The sequence below is a fragment of the Herbaspirillum sp. GW821-FHT09A12 genome (assembly GCF_059418325.1).
The window spans coordinates 914089-927088 of sequence record NZ_JBWKPR010000001.1 but is presented as its reverse complement, the minus strand read 5'-3'; the positions used below and the strand labels follow the sequence as shown (position 1 = coordinate 927088).

Sequence of the window (13000 nt, the reverse complement as noted above, 5' to 3'; positions counted from 1 at the left end):
TTGCCGGTGGATATGCTTGCCGCCTGTGGCGGCTTATCCGCGGAAGCGGTATTGCTCCAGCGACTCCGGCTTCATCTCGATCGAGAATCCCGGCAGGCTGGGCGGCATGTAGGCCGCATTCTTCACCACGCAAGGATCGACGAAATGCTCGTGCAGGTGGTCGACGTATTCGGTCACGCGCCCTTCCTTGCTGCCCGAGATGCAGACATAGTCGATCATCGACAAGTGCTGCACGTACTCGCACAGGCCCACGCCGCCGGCGTGCGGGCACACCACCAGCTTGTATTTGGCGGCCATCAGCATCACCGCCAGGATTTCGTTGACGCCGCCCAGGCGGCAGGAATCGATCTGCACCACGTCGATGGCGCCGCGCATGATGAACTGCTTGAACAGCACGCGGTTCTGGCACATCTCGCCGGTGGCGACCTTGACCGCGCCGATGCCTGCGCGGATCTTGCGGTGGCCTTCGACATCGTCCGGACTGGTCGGCTCTTCGATGAACCAGGGCTGGGCGAAGGCCAGCTGGTTGACCCAGTCGATGGCCTGGTCGACTTCCCACACCTGGTTGGCGTCGATCATCAGCTTGCGCTCCGGGCCCAGCACTTCGCGCGCGATGGTCACGCGGCGCTTGTCGTCGGCCAGGTCGCGCCCGACCTTCAGCTTGACATGGTTGAACCCCTGGTCAATGGCTTCCTGGCACAGGCGGCGCAGCTTGGCGTCGTCATAGCCCAGCCAGCCGGCCGAGGTGGTGTAGCAGGGATAGCCTTCCTGTTGCAGCGTGCGGATGCGTTCGGCCTTGCCGCCTTCCTGCTCGCGCAGCAGCGCCAGCGCCTCGTCGGGCGTGATGCAGTCGGTCAGGTAACGGAAGTCGATGGCGCGCACCAGCTCTTGCGGCGACATGTCGGCCACCAGCTTCCACAGCGGCTTGCCTTCGGCCTTGGCCCACAGGTCCCAGGCGGCGTTGACGACGGCGCCGGTAGCCAGGTGGATCGCGCCCTTGTCCGGGCCGATCCAGCGCAACTGGCTGTCGGAGGTGACGTGGCGCCAGAAGCGGCCCATGTCGGCGGCGATCCATTCCAGCTCCAGGCCCACCACCAGGTGTTCCATGGCCTGGATGGCGGCACAGCAGATCTCGTTGCCGCGGCCGATGGTGAAGGTCAGGCCGTGGCCCTTGAGCTGGTCGTTATCGGTATCGAGGATGACGTAGGCGGCGGAATAATCCGGGTCCGGATTCATCGCATCCGAACCGTCCAGCGATTGCGAGGTAGGGAAACGCACGTCGAGGACGCGCATGGCAGTGATCTTGGTCATCGTCAGTCTGTTCGGTTACTGGCGGCAGCCATGTAACTCACAAATAAAATTTGTTTTCATATATGAGTTACAGAGAATACTCGTTATTTTCCCATTGCCATCGCACTGAACCGATGATGTTTCAATCATCATCGATATCGAAATGGAGATGCCAAAATGACACTCAACCACAATATATAAAAAATACTTTTACAAATAAAATTTCCTGCCTTATAAAATCTCCTAAAATCCGCGACGGAAAATCATCCGCCCAACCCGCCCCGAGACAGGCAATCCAACAGGCCAGGCCGCCATGCCCAGAACCAGAAAAATCACGACGCCGGAATCCGCCGCCGTCCAGACCGCATCGGAGATCGACAATGACGCCGCATCCGATAGCACCAGGAACCGCTATGCGGCGCCCGCGCTGGACAAGGGGCTGGACATCCTGGAACTGCTGAGCCGCTCCGAGCAGATGCTGACGCTGAACCAGCTCTCCAGGCAGCTCGGCCGCAGCGTCAATGAAATCTTCCGCATGGTGGTCACGCTGCAACAGCGCGGCTACCTGATCGCCGACAACGACCACTATCGCCTCTCGCTCAAGCTGTTCGAGCTGGCCCACCATCACCAGCCGATCCGCTCGCTGGTCAGCACCGCCCTGCCGCATATGAGCGAGCTGGCCAACCGCGCCGTGCAGTCGGCCCACCTGACGGTCTACGAGGCCGGCCGCGTGGTCGTGGTGGCCCAGGTCGACAGCCCGGAACGCTGGGCCTTCGGCCTCAAGGTGGGGGCGCTGGTGAGCCTGACCGACACCGCTTCCGGCCATGTGCTGCTGGCCTTTCGCGACGACGCCGAACGCGCCCGCATGCTGGCCGCCCATGTGCGCATGGACGGCGAACAGGAGATCGAGCCGGCGCAGCTGATGCGCCAGATCGAAGACACCAGGAAGCGCGGGCACTCGCGCATGGACAGCCGCCAGATCCGCGGCGTGGTCAACCTGTCCTATCCGGTCATGGGCGCCAACAACCGCATGCTGGCGGCGCTGAACGTGCCTTACATCGAACGCATCGACAAGAAGGTCAACCCCAGCCTGGATGAAGTGCAAGGCATCGTGCAGGAAATCTCGGCGCGGCTGTCGCGGCTGATGGGCGACTCCAGCTTCGGTTCATAGCGGGCCTCATGCCCCTGGATGCCGGAATGCCGGCGCACCCAAGACCGGAGAACATCAGCTCCCGAACCGCACTTCGGCCAGGCCCAGCACGCCATTGAGCGGCACCGAGAACAAGGCGCCGGCCAAGGTATCGCGCGCACGCTGGTCTGGCGACAGGCCTTCATGCGCGGTAGTGACATACAGCGTCTCGAGATCCGGGCCGCCAAAGGCGACGCAACTCGGTTGTTCGGTCGGCATCTCGACGATGCGCTCGATGCTGCCGTCAGGCGCGAAGCGCACCACGCGCGCTCCGCCCCACTGCGCATTCCAGAGATAACCGTCGGCATCCACGGTGGAACCGTCCGGGCTGCCCGGCTGGCCCGCCAGGTCGGCGAACAGGCGCTGGTTGGCCACTGCGCCGCTGGACACATCGTAGTCGCAGCACATGATCCTTTTCTGCAATGTGTCGCAGTGGTACATCACGCTGCCGTCCGGGCTGAAGCAAATGCTGTTGGAAATCGCGATGCCCGGCAGGGAAAGCCGCTCCAGCGTGAGATCGGTATTGAGGCGATAGAAACTGCCGATGGGCGCGCGGCCGGGATCTTCATTGAGCGTGCCGAACACGAAGCGGCCCTGGCGGTCGCAACGGCCGTCATTGAGCCGGGTCGTCGGCAAATCGTCCTCGATGCGGCAGATCGGCGCCATGCTGCCGTTGGCCAGATTGAAGAAAGCCAGGCGCGACTCCAGCCCGATCAGCAATTGCTCGGCGTCGGCGGTGAAGGCGTAGCAACACAGCCGCTCCGGCATGCCCCAGCTGCGCGTGGCGCCGCTTTGCGGATGATGGTTCCACAGGCGCGACGCGTGGATATCGGTCCAGAATACCGATTGCGTGCGTTCGCACCACAACACGCCTTCGCCCAGTTCATGCCGCCCATCGACCACCAGTTGCGCTTTCATCGCCACGTCCTCACATTGCGTCATCCACAAGCGCGCCTGCCGGCATGGCAAACGCGCGCATATTCAATTGTCGCTGCCGACAGCGTCATCGTAACAAGCAAAAAAGGGCAGGCTTGCGCCTGCCCTCAAACTACATCAAGACCACCTCAGGAAGGATTGCTACATCAAAACATCAGAACGAATGGGCGATGCCGAAGTATCCGCCATTCTGCTTGCTGCCCAAACCACCGCCCGTGGAGCTATCGGCTTCAAGCGAGTAGTTGGCATTGCTGCTGTTGCGCATGCTGCCCGCGCCCACATACAACAGGGTGCGCTTGGACAAGTAGTAGTTCAGGCCGACCATGAACAGGTTGGCATTGCCATTGTTGTTGTTGGCGTTGACATGGAACACCGAGCCGATCAGGGTCAGTTGCGGGGTCAGGTCATAGTTGGCGCCCAACCAGTAATGATTGACGCGATCCGGGTCGCCGCCGGCAACATTCGCATCCGGCGCGCGCAGGTTTTCATAACCCAGGAACATCTTCAGCTTGTCGATCTTGTAGGTACCGCCCAGGATCAGCTCCTTGGACGTGTCATATACATTGGTGAACTTGCCGTTGACATCGCGCACCACGTCATAGATACCGCGCAATTCCAGTCCGTTTTTCTGGTAGACCAGGGAAATGCCATCCCGGCGGCCGTAATTGGTGGTGGTGCCGCTGCCGTTGGTGAGCGAACCGGGCGCCTCGCCCAGGCTGGTCTGCAGCGTCGCCGAGAAGCCGCCGAAGTCCGGGGTCTGGTACTCGATCACATTGCTCGCGCCAGGCCAGTTGCGGCCCTTGACCAGGTTGGCGGTACCGATCCACTGCTGGCCGGTCGGGTCCAGGAACCAGACATCATTGTTGATGAACAGGTTCTTGCCGAACTTGATCGAGCCGTAGGAACCGCCCAGGCCCACATAAGAACGACGATTGAACAGTGATGTGGTTTTTGTATCGGTGCCATTGAAGGCGCCCGTCGTGGAACCAAAACCGGATTCCAGCAGGAAGAAGGCATTGTTGCCGCCGCCCAGGTCTTCCGTACCCTTGAAGCCGATCATGCTGGTGCCCCACTGGTTGCTGGCCGCACGCAGGCGGGTACCGTTGGTACCGGAGCCATCGTTTTTCGGAACATTGCTCATAATGTCGACACCCGCGACAACACGGCCATAAATGGTCACGCTGGTTTGTGCCTGCGCCTGTGCCGAAAACGCTCCCAGTAACGCGAGCGCGCACAGGGTCTTGACTCCAATAAAGGATGGCTTCACTTGCTTCATGAATTGTCTCCGTGGATATTGCTGTTTAAATTTTTTTCGTCGGTGGGCTTTGGTCGTGCAAGCTCGCACTCTTGACCGTTCGAACCTGACTCGATCCTGACTCGATCCTGACAGTCTCCCAACTTTTTGTTTATGGTGCTGCCCGACCTTCTCTACCCATCCCAAACGCTGCGTTCGTTTATTTTTGCGTGCTTGGAATGTGGCTAGATACTAAGTATTCGGATCATGTCTTTCCAATGAATTCTTTCGCAATTCCGATATGCGATTTGATATCATCATTCGCAGCAAAAAATTCCAAGTAAAAAATTTAAAACAAAGGCTCCGCGGAGGCATATGAAAAACAGTGACCCCAACTGGTTTCTCCGGGCGCGATTGAAGACTCGTCAACTCCTGCTGTTAATCGCCCTCGACGACACACGCAACATCCACCGCGCCTCCAGCGAACTGAACATGACCCAGCCGGCCGCCTCCAAGCAGCTCAAGGATCTGGAAGACATGCTGGGCGTCTCGCTGTTCGAACGCTTGCCGCGCGGCATGCGGCCCACCATCTACGGCGAGGCGATGATCCGCCACGCGCGCATGGCGCTGACCAGCCTGTCCAAGGCGCATGAAGATATCGTGGCGTTGAAGTCGGGCCTGTCGGGCCAGGTGGATGTGGGCGTGATCCTGTCGCCGGGCATGGCGCTGCTGCCTCCGGCGATCGCGCGCGTGAAGGAAAACGCGCCGATGCTGCGCATCGGCGTGGAAGTGGAAAGCAGCAACATCCTGCTGTCGCGGCTGCTGCACGGCGAATTGGATTTCATCATCGGCCGCATTCTCGATGAAGAAGCCAAGCACGGCCTGCACTACCAGGAACTGGCCGACGAGCCCGTGTGCGCCGTGGCGCGCGTAGGCCACCCGTTGCATGCGCATCCCAACCTCAAGCTGTCGGACCTGGCCAACGAGCCCTGGATCCTGGCGCCCAAGGGCAGCATCCTGCGCGCGCGCTGCGACCAGATGTTCCGCGAGGAAGGCCTGGCGCCGCCATCCAATGTGGTCGACACCACCGCCATCCTGTTCATCACCAGCCTGCTGCAGCAAACCGATTTCCTGTATGCCATGCCGACTGAAGTGGCGCGCTATTACACCCAGGCGCGCCTGATGGATATCCTGCCCATCGAACTGCCCTGCCGCATGGCCGGCTTCGGCATCATCACGCGCCAGGACAATCTGCTCTCTCCCGGCGCCACCATGCTGCTGCAGGCGATTCGCGAAGTCGCGAAAATGATCTACTGAACGCCTTGAGCCTTCTTCGCGACTCATTATGCTGCCGGGCGGCGGCGCTGCGACGCGGAGTTTTTTTAAGAAATGTAAGGAAGAGTAAGGCAAACTGAAATGCTGCATCGAGTGCGGCTTCGGCGCCACACTTGCAGCCATCGCCCACCGCATTGCCAGCGCCCGAAATAAAAAAGAGTCGCCATCCGGGCGACTCTTTTTCATTGGCGGGGCAGCCGCGAATCAGTGTCGAGATATCAGTGTCGATATCCGGCCAACGCCATCACACCCATCCGGCATCGACGATGAATTCCTGCGCCGTGCACATCGCACTGTCGTCGGCCGCCAGGAACAGCACCATGCGCGCCAGGTGCCAGGGCAGCAGTTCGCCTTGCAGGCACTGGTTGCGCGCGATCGCCTGCTTGCCTTCCTCATCCAGCCACAGCTTTATCTGGCGCTCGGTCATGACCCAGCCCGGCGTGACGGTGTTGACGCGGATCTTGTGCGGGCCGAGGTCGCGCGCCAGGCCGCGGGTCAGGCCCAGGGTCGAGGCCTTGGCCGTGGTGTAGACCGGGAAGCCGCCGCCCGACTGGTGCCAGCTGATGGAACTGAAGTTGATGATGGAACCGCCGCCGCGGCGCTTCATGCCTGCCACCACCGACTGCACGGCGAAGAAGGACGGGCGCTGGTTGATGGCGATGCGGTCGTTCCAGTAATCCAGGGTCACCTCTTCCAGCTGGTGGCGCTCGTCGTTGGCGGCGTTGTTGACCAGCACGTCGAAGTCGCCCAACTCGCCCTGCAGCTCGGCGATGGTTTGCTGGAACGCGGGAATGTCGCGCAGGTCGCAATGGCGGAACAGCGGCTTGGCAAAGCCGGCTTGCGCCAGTTCATGGCACAGCGCTTCGCTGGGCTCTTTGGCGATGTCGACAAAGGCCACATGCGCGCCCTGCTCGGCAAAGGCGCTGACGATCGCGGCGCCGATGCCGGTACCGCCGCCGGTGATGAAAACCCGCTTTCCCTTGAGGCTGGGGAAGCTGGCCAGTTGTGCATTGCCGCTCATCTTTTCTCCTTGGTGGCCGGCCTCATGGCGAGGCCGGCGCAATGTTCGATTGTTTCGATTGTTCCGATTGCGTACTCAGTGCGAATGCTTGGGGACGGCGGCGCCGCGGCAACCGACCAGGAAATCGAAGTCGCATCCCTGGTCCGCCTGCAAGACGCGGTCGACGTACAGCGACTGGTAACCGCCGACCATCGCCGGTTGCTGCGCGGCCAGCCTGGCGGCGCGCTCGGCCTGGCGGCGCGCCATCTCTTCATCGCTGATGTCGAGCTGCAGCTTGCCGGCGTAGGCATCGAGTTCGATGAAGTCGCCATCCTGCACGATGCCCAGCGGGCCGCCGGCCGCGGCTTCCGGCGCTACATGCAGGATCACGGTGCCATAGGCGGTGCCGCTCATGCGCGCGTCCGAGATGCGCACCATGTCCTTCACGCCGGTGGCCAGCACCTTGGGCGGCAGGCCCATGTTGCCGACCTCGGCCATGCCGGGGTAGCCCTTGGGGCCGCAGTTCTTCATCACCAGCACACAGCTGGCGTCGACATCGAGCGCGGGATCGTTGATGCGTTCCTTGTAGTGCGCGAAGTCCTCGAACACCACGGCGCGGCCGCGATGCTTCATCAGTTCCGGCGACGCCGCCGACGGCTTCAGCACGGCGCCGCGCGGCGCCAGGTTGCCGCGCAGGATGCACATGCCGCCATCCTCGATCAGCGGCTTGGCCAGCGGACGCACCACTTCATCGTTGTAGATCGGCGCATCCTTGACGTTGTCCCACATGGTCTTGCCGTTGGCGGTCAAGGCATCCGGGTGCGGCAGCAGGTTGGCTTCGCCCAGGCGGCGCATCACCGCCGGCAGGCCGCCGGCGTAGTAGAACTCTTCCATCAGGTAGCGGCCCGAAGGCTGCAGGTCGACGATGGTCGGCGTGCCGCGGCCGATGCGGGTCCAGTCTTCCAGTTCCAGGTCGACGCCGATACGGCCGGCGATCGCCTTCAGGTGGATCACCGCATTGGTGGAGCCGCCGATGGCGGCGTTGGTGCGGATGGCGTTTTCAAACGCCTTGCGGGTCAGGATCTTGGACAGCGTCAGGTCTTCCCACACCATGTCGACGATGCGCATGCCGGACAAGTGCGCGAGAACATAGCGGCGCGCATCGACCGCGGGGATCGCCGCATTGTGCGGCAGCGACACGCCCAGCGACTCGGCCATGCAAGCCATGGTCGAGGCCGTGCCCATGGTGTTGCAGGTGCCGGCCGAACGCGACATGCCGGCCTCGGCCGCCATGAAATCGTGGATGGTGATTTCACCGGCCTTGACCTGCTCGGACAATTGCCACACCACGGTGCCGGAACCGATGTCGCGGCCCTGGTGCTTGCCGTTCAACATCGGGCCGCCGGTCACCACGATGGCCGGCACATTCACGCTGGCCGCGCCCATCAGCAGCGCCGGGGTGGTCTTGTCGCAGCCGGTCAGCAGCACCACGCCGTCGATCGGGTTGCCGCGGATCGACTCCTCGACATCCATGCTGGCCAGGTTGCGCGTGAGCATGGCGGTCGGGCGCAGGTTGGATTCGCCGTTGGAGAACACCGGGAACTCCACCGGGAAGCCGCCGGCCTCGATGATGCCGCGCCGCACATGCTCGGCGATCTTGCGGAAGTGGGCGTTGCAGGGCGTAAGCTCCGACCAGGTGTTGCAGATGCCGATCACCGGCTTGCCCTGGAACGCGTGGTCGGGGATGCCCTGGTTCTTCATCCAGCTGCGGTACATGAAGCCGTTCTTGTCGGCGGTGCCGAACCAGCCGGCCGAGCGCAGCTTGCGGCTCTTGTCTTTCTTGTCGTCACTGCTCATTGTGGAATTCCTGGTGTCCTGGTGTCTTGAGGGTGGTTCCCGGATGCACGGGGCGGGCGGCGTGGCCCGTTCCCGCGTTTTCCCGGCATTACTTGTTCTTGTTATAGACGTCGAAGCACACCGCCATCAGCAGCACGAAGCCCTTGATCATCTGCTGGTAGTCGATGCCGATGCCCATGATGGACATGCCGTTGTTCATCACGCCCATGATGAAGGCGCCGATCACCGCGCCCATCACCTTGCCCACGCCGCCCGACGCCGAGGCGCCGCCGATGAAGCAGGCCGCGATCACGTCCAGCTCGAAGCCGAGGCCGGCCTTGGGGGTGGCGGTGTTCAGGCGCGCCGCGAAGATCAGGCCGGCCAGCGCCGCCAGCACGCCCATGTTGACGAAGGTCAGGAAGGAAACGCGCTCGGTCTTGATGCCGGACAGCTTGGCCGCCTTCTCGTTGCCGCCCACCGCATAGACGCGGCGGCCCAGCGTGGTGCGGTTGGTGATGAAGGTGTACAGCACCATCAGCGCGAGCATGATGATCAGCACATTGGGCATGCCGCGATAGGTCGCCAAGAGGTAGCTGAAGGCGATGATGGCGATGGCGAACAGGCCGTTCTTGATCAGGAAGAACAGTTGCGGCTCATCTTCCATGCCGTGTTTGGTCTGCTTGCGGCGGCCGTGGATCCTGGTCGCGACCAGCACTACGGCGGCAATCACGCCGACCACCAGCGAGGTGGTGCGGAACTGCATGTTGCCGGTCAGCTCGGGGATGAAGCCCGAAGACAGCATCTGGAAGGCCGGCGGGAACGGGCCCAGCGACTGGCCCTGCAGCAAGGCCAGCGCCATGCCCTTGAACACCAGCATGCCGGCCAGCGTGACGATGAAGGACGGGATCTTGAAATAGGCGATCCAGTAGCCTTGGGCGGCGCCGATCACCGCGCCGGCGATGATGCAGACCACCGAGGCGGTGACGAAGTCCCAGCCGTAATCGACCATCAGCACCGCCGCCAGCGCGCCGATCAGGCCCACCACCGAGCCCACCGAGAGGTCGATGTGGCCGGCCACGATCACCATCAGCATGCCCAGCGCCATGATCACGATGTAGCTGTTCTGCAGCACCAGGTTGGTCAGGTTCAGCGGGCGCATCAGCGTGCCGTCGGTCATGATCTGGAAGAACGCCATGATCGCCACCAGCGACAGCAGCATGCCGTACTCGCGCATATTGTTCTTCAGGAAGCCGGCGTAATCCTTCTTTTCGGCCGTTGCGCCGCTGGCTGCCAGCGCCTCTTTCTTGCTCATGTTCATGGTCTCCATTTTCGACTCCTAACTTTCACTCTTGTTGCTCCGAACCTGGACGGGTTCATATCCGCTTGTTGCGCATGATGGCGCGCATGATGCTTTCCTGGCTGGCCTCGCCGCGCTCGAACTGGCCCACGAACTGGCCTTCGTTCATCACGTAGATGCGGTCGCACATGCCCAGCAGCTCCGGCATTTCCGACGAGATCATGATGATGCACTTGCCCTCGGCCGCCAACTTGCTGATGATATTGTAGATCTCGAACTTGGCGCCGACGTCGATGCCGCGCGTGGGCTCGTCCAGGATCAGCACTTCCGGGCTGGAAAACAGCCACTTGGAAAGCACCACTTTCTGCTGGTTGCCGCCGGACAGGTTGACCACTTTTTGCAGCACGCTGGAGCAGCGGATCCGCATCTGGCCCTTGAAATCGCTGGCGACCTTGTACTCGCGCGCCTCGTCGATCACGGTGCGCTCGGACACGCCGCCCAGGTTGGCCAGCGAAATGTTCTTCTTGATGTCTTCTTCCAGCACCAGGCCGTCGCCCTTGCGGTCTTCGGTGACGTAGGCGATGCCGTGCCGGATCGCCTTCTGGATGCTGGACAGGTCGACTTCCTTGCCGTGCAGGAAAGCCTGGCCCGTGATTTTCTTGCCGTAGGCGCGGCCGAAGATGCTCTTGGCCAGTTCGGTGCGGCCCGAACCCATCAGGCCGGCGATGCCGACGATCTCGCCGGCGCGCACGCTCATGTTGACGTCCTTGATCGCCAGCCGGTCGGCCAGCACCGGATGGTGCACGCGCCAGTCGCGCACTTCGAAGATGACCTCGCCGACCTGCGGGTCGCGCTGCGGATAGCGGTCGGCCATCTCGCGCCCGACCATGTTCTGGATGATGCGGTCTTCGCTGATCGGCTCGGCGCGGCAGTCGAAGGTATCCACCGTGGCGCCGTCGCGCAGCACCGTGATGGAGTCGGCCACCTTGGAAATTTCGTTGAGCTTGTGCGAGATCAGGATGGAGGAAATGCCCTGCGATTTCAGTTCCAGCAACAACTCCAGCAACGCGTCGCTGTCGCTTTCGTTGAGGCTGGCGGTCGGCTCGTCCAGGATCAGCAGCTTGACTTCCTTGGACAGCGCCTTGGCGATCTCGATCAGTTGCTGCTTGCCCACGCCCAGGTTGTTCACCAGCGTCAGCGGCGACTCCTTCAGGCCGACCTTGGCCAGCAGCTCCTTGGCGCGCACGTAGGAATGCTCCCAATCGATCACGCCGCCGCGCGCCTGCTCATTGCCGAGGAAGAGGTTTTCCATCACCGACAGCAGCGGCACCAATGCCAGCTCCTGGTGGATGATGATGATGCCCAGGTGTTCGCTGTCGCGAATGTCCTTGAAGGAACGCACATCGCCCTTGTAGACGATGTCGCCGGAATAGGAACCGTGCGGATAGACGCCGGAGAGCACCTTCATCAGCGTCGACTTGCCGGCGCCGTTCTCGCCGACGATGGCGTGGATCTCGCCTTCGCGCACCGCCAGGTTGACGTTATTGAGCGCCTTCACGCCGGGGAAGGTTTTCTCGATGCCGCGCATTTCGAGAATATTGTTCATCATGCTGACCTCTTGTTCTGCACCGGTTGCCGCCTTGCGGAAGCCGTCGGGATTTACTTCGCCTGCACACACTGCTGAACGTAATAGTCCCGCACAGGTGCGGGACTATGCTGGTTGGAGCTTCATATGACGCAATCGAACGGCCGCGGCATGCTGCCGCGGCCTGATCCTGTTACTTGACCTGCGCTTCGGTGTAGTAGCCGCTGCCGATCAGGACTTCCTTCCAGTTGCTCTTGTCGACCACCACCGGCTTGAGCAGGAAGGAAGGCACGACCTTCACGCCGTTGTTGTAGGTCTTGGTGTCGTTGATCTGCGGCTGCTTGCCGCCCAACAACGCATCGACCATGCCGACGGTGACTTTCGCCAGTTCGCGGGTGTCCTTGAAGATGGTCGAATACTGCTCGCCGCGGATGATGGACTTGACCGAGGGCACTTCCGCATCCTGGCCGGACACGTACGGGAACGGCTGTTGCGGGCTGCCGTAGCCGACGCCGCGCAGCGAGGACAGGATGCCGATCGAGATGCCGTCATACGGCGACAGCACCGCGTTCACCTTGGCGTTGCTGTAATAGGCCGACAGCAGGTTGTCCATGCGGGCCTGGGCGGTGGCGCCATCCCAGCGCAGGGTCGCAACCTTGTCCATGCCCATCTGCTTGCTGCGCACCACCAGCTTGCCGCTGTCGATATAAGGCTTGAGCACCGACATGGCGCCGTTGTAGAAGAAGAAGGCGTTGTTGTCGTCAGCCGAACCGCCGAACAGTTCGATGTTGAACGGACCCTTGCCATCCTTCAGGCCCAGCCCCTTTTCCAGCGACTGCGCCTGCAGCACGCCGACCTGGAAGTTGTCGAAGGTGGCGTAGTAGTCGACGTTCTTGGAGCCGCGGATCAGGCGGTCATAGGCGATGACCTTGACGCCCTTGTCGGCGGCTTTTTGCAGCACGTCGGTCAGGGTGGTGCCGTCGATGGCGGCGATCACCAGCACCTTGGCGCCCTTGGTCAGCATGTTCTCGATTTGCGACAGCTGGTTGGGGATGTCGTCTTCAGCGTATTGCAGGTCGGTGTTGTAGCCCTTTTCCTTCAGGACCTTGACCATATTGTTGCCGTCGGCGATCCAGCGTGCCGAGGACTTGGTGGGCATGGCCACGCCGACCAGCGACTTGCTCTGCGCGCTCACTTGCGCGCTGATGGACATCAGGGTGACGCCCAGGCCGAGCGCCAGCCCGGTCAATACCGATTTGATCTTCATGTTGTATGTCTCCAGTTTATAAGTGGCGTGT

General features: G+C 62.0%; 10 protein-coding genes. 2 read left to right on the top strand and 8 right to left on the bottom strand.

Annotated elements, in window-relative coordinates; all coding sequences use genetic code 11:
* Positions 1 to 33 precede the first annotated feature (33 nt).
* On the bottom strand, positions 34 to 1311 hold the full coding sequence (locus tag AC07N6_RS04170; RefSeq protein WP_494781055.1) for an L-fuconate dehydratase: 1278 nt from the start codon (positions 1309 to 1311) through the stop codon (positions 34 to 36).
* A gap of 292 nt (positions 1312 to 1603) precedes the next feature.
* On the opposite strand from AC07N6_RS04170, the gene AC07N6_RS04165 reads away from it, so the two are divergent.
* On the top strand, positions 1604 to 2461 hold the full coding sequence (locus tag AC07N6_RS04165) for an IclR family transcriptional regulator (RefSeq protein ID WP_494781054.1): 858 nt from the start codon (positions 1604 to 1606) through the stop codon (positions 2459 to 2461).
* A 54-nt stretch (positions 2462 to 2515) separates the two neighbouring features.
* Here AC07N6_RS04165 and AC07N6_RS04160 read toward each other — a convergent pair whose 3' ends face one another.
* Together AC07N6_RS04160 and AC07N6_RS04155 are read right to left on the bottom strand one after the other, a co-directional pair.
* Positions 2516 to 3397 (bottom strand): SMP-30/gluconolactonase/LRE family protein, encoded by an 882-nt coding sequence (locus tag AC07N6_RS04160; RefSeq protein ID WP_494781053.1) that lies wholly within the window; start codon positions 3395 to 3397, stop codon positions 2516 to 2518.
* 172 nt (positions 3398 to 3569) lie between these two features.
* Complete coding sequence (locus tag AC07N6_RS04155) at positions 3570 to 4691, bottom strand: porin (protein ID WP_494781052.1); 1122 nt, start codon at positions 4689 to 4691, stop codon at positions 3570 to 3572.
* Between the two features lie 333 nt (positions 4692 to 5024).
* Here AC07N6_RS04155 and AC07N6_RS04150 point away from each other — a divergent pair, with 333 nt between their 5' ends.
* Complete coding sequence (locus AC07N6_RS04150) at positions 5025 to 5966, top strand: LysR family transcriptional regulator (RefSeq protein ID WP_494781051.1); 942 nt, start codon at positions 5025 to 5027, stop codon at positions 5964 to 5966.
* 262 nt (positions 5967 to 6228) lie between these two features.
* Here the strand turns inward: AC07N6_RS04150 and AC07N6_RS04145 are convergent, their stop codons facing one another.
* The 5 genes from AC07N6_RS04145 to chvE all read right to left on the bottom strand — a co-directional run bounded on the left by AC07N6_RS04145 (position 6229) and on the right by chvE (position 12969).
* A complete protein-coding gene (locus AC07N6_RS04145; protein ID WP_494781050.1) occupies positions 6229 to 7005 on the bottom strand; it encodes an SDR family NAD(P)-dependent oxidoreductase in 777 nt (258 codons plus the stop codon).
* 75 nt (positions 7006 to 7080) lie between these two features.
* Complete coding sequence (locus tag AC07N6_RS04140; RefSeq protein ID WP_494781049.1) at positions 7081 to 8841, bottom strand: IlvD/Edd family dehydratase; 1761 nt, start codon at positions 8839 to 8841, stop codon at positions 7081 to 7083.
* 88 nt (positions 8842 to 8929) lie between these two features.
* Entirely contained in the window at positions 8930 to 10147 is a 1218-nt protein-coding gene (gene mmsB, locus AC07N6_RS04135) for a multiple monosaccharide ABC transporter permease (RefSeq protein ID WP_494781048.1), read from the bottom strand.
* Positions 10148 to 10193: 46 nt separating this feature from the next.
* Positions 10194 to 11723 (bottom strand): multiple monosaccharide ABC transporter ATP-binding protein, encoded by a 1530-nt coding sequence (gene mmsA, locus AC07N6_RS04130; protein WP_494781282.1) that lies wholly within the window; start codon positions 11721 to 11723, stop codon positions 10194 to 10196.
* Between the two features lie 172 nt (positions 11724 to 11895).
* Positions 11896 to 12969, bottom strand: a complete 1074-nt coding sequence (gene chvE / locus AC07N6_RS04125; protein WP_494781047.1) for a multiple monosaccharide ABC transporter substrate-binding protein — start codon at positions 12967 to 12969, stop codon at positions 11896 to 11898.
* Positions 12970 to 13000 lie beyond the last annotated feature (31 nt).

What these genes read in the sequence shown, in the direction of transcription:
- AC07N6_RS04170 (WP_494781055.1), bottom strand. Translation starts at nt 1,311, where the DNA reads ATGACCAAGATCACTGCCATGCGCGTCCTCGACGTGCGTTTCCCTACC.
- AC07N6_RS04165 (WP_494781054.1), top strand. Translation starts at nt 1,604, where the DNA reads ATGCCCAGAACCAGAAAAATCACGACGCCGGAATCCGCCGCCGTCCAG.
- AC07N6_RS04160 (WP_494781053.1), bottom strand. Translation starts at nt 3,397, where the DNA reads ATGAAAGCGCAACTGGTGGTCGATGGGCGGCATGAACTGGGCGAAGGC.
- AC07N6_RS04155 (WP_494781052.1), bottom strand. Translation starts at nt 4,691, where the DNA reads ATGAAGCAAGTGAAGCCATCCTTTATTGGAGTCAAGACCCTGTGCGCG.
- AC07N6_RS04150 (WP_494781051.1), top strand. Translation starts at nt 5,025, where the DNA reads ATGAAAAACAGTGACCCCAACTGGTTTCTCCGGGCGCGATTGAAGACT.
- AC07N6_RS04145 (WP_494781050.1), bottom strand. Translation starts at nt 7,005, where the DNA reads ATGAGCGGCAATGCACAACTGGCCAGCTTCCCCAGCCTCAAGGGAAAG.
- AC07N6_RS04140 (WP_494781049.1), bottom strand. Translation starts at nt 8,841, where the DNA reads ATGAGCAGTGACGACAAGAAAGACAAGAGCCGCAAGCTGCGCTCGGCC.
- mmsB (WP_494781048.1), bottom strand. Translation starts at nt 10,147, where the DNA reads ATGGAGACCATGAACATGAGCAAGAAAGAGGCGCTGGCAGCCAGCGGC.
- mmsA (WP_494781282.1), bottom strand. Translation starts at nt 11,723, where the DNA reads ATGAACAATATTCTCGAAATGCGCGGCATCGAGAAAACCTTCCCCGGC.
- chvE (WP_494781047.1), bottom strand. Translation starts at nt 12,969, where the DNA reads ATGAAGATCAAATCGGTATTGACCGGGCTGGCGCTCGGCCTGGGCGTC.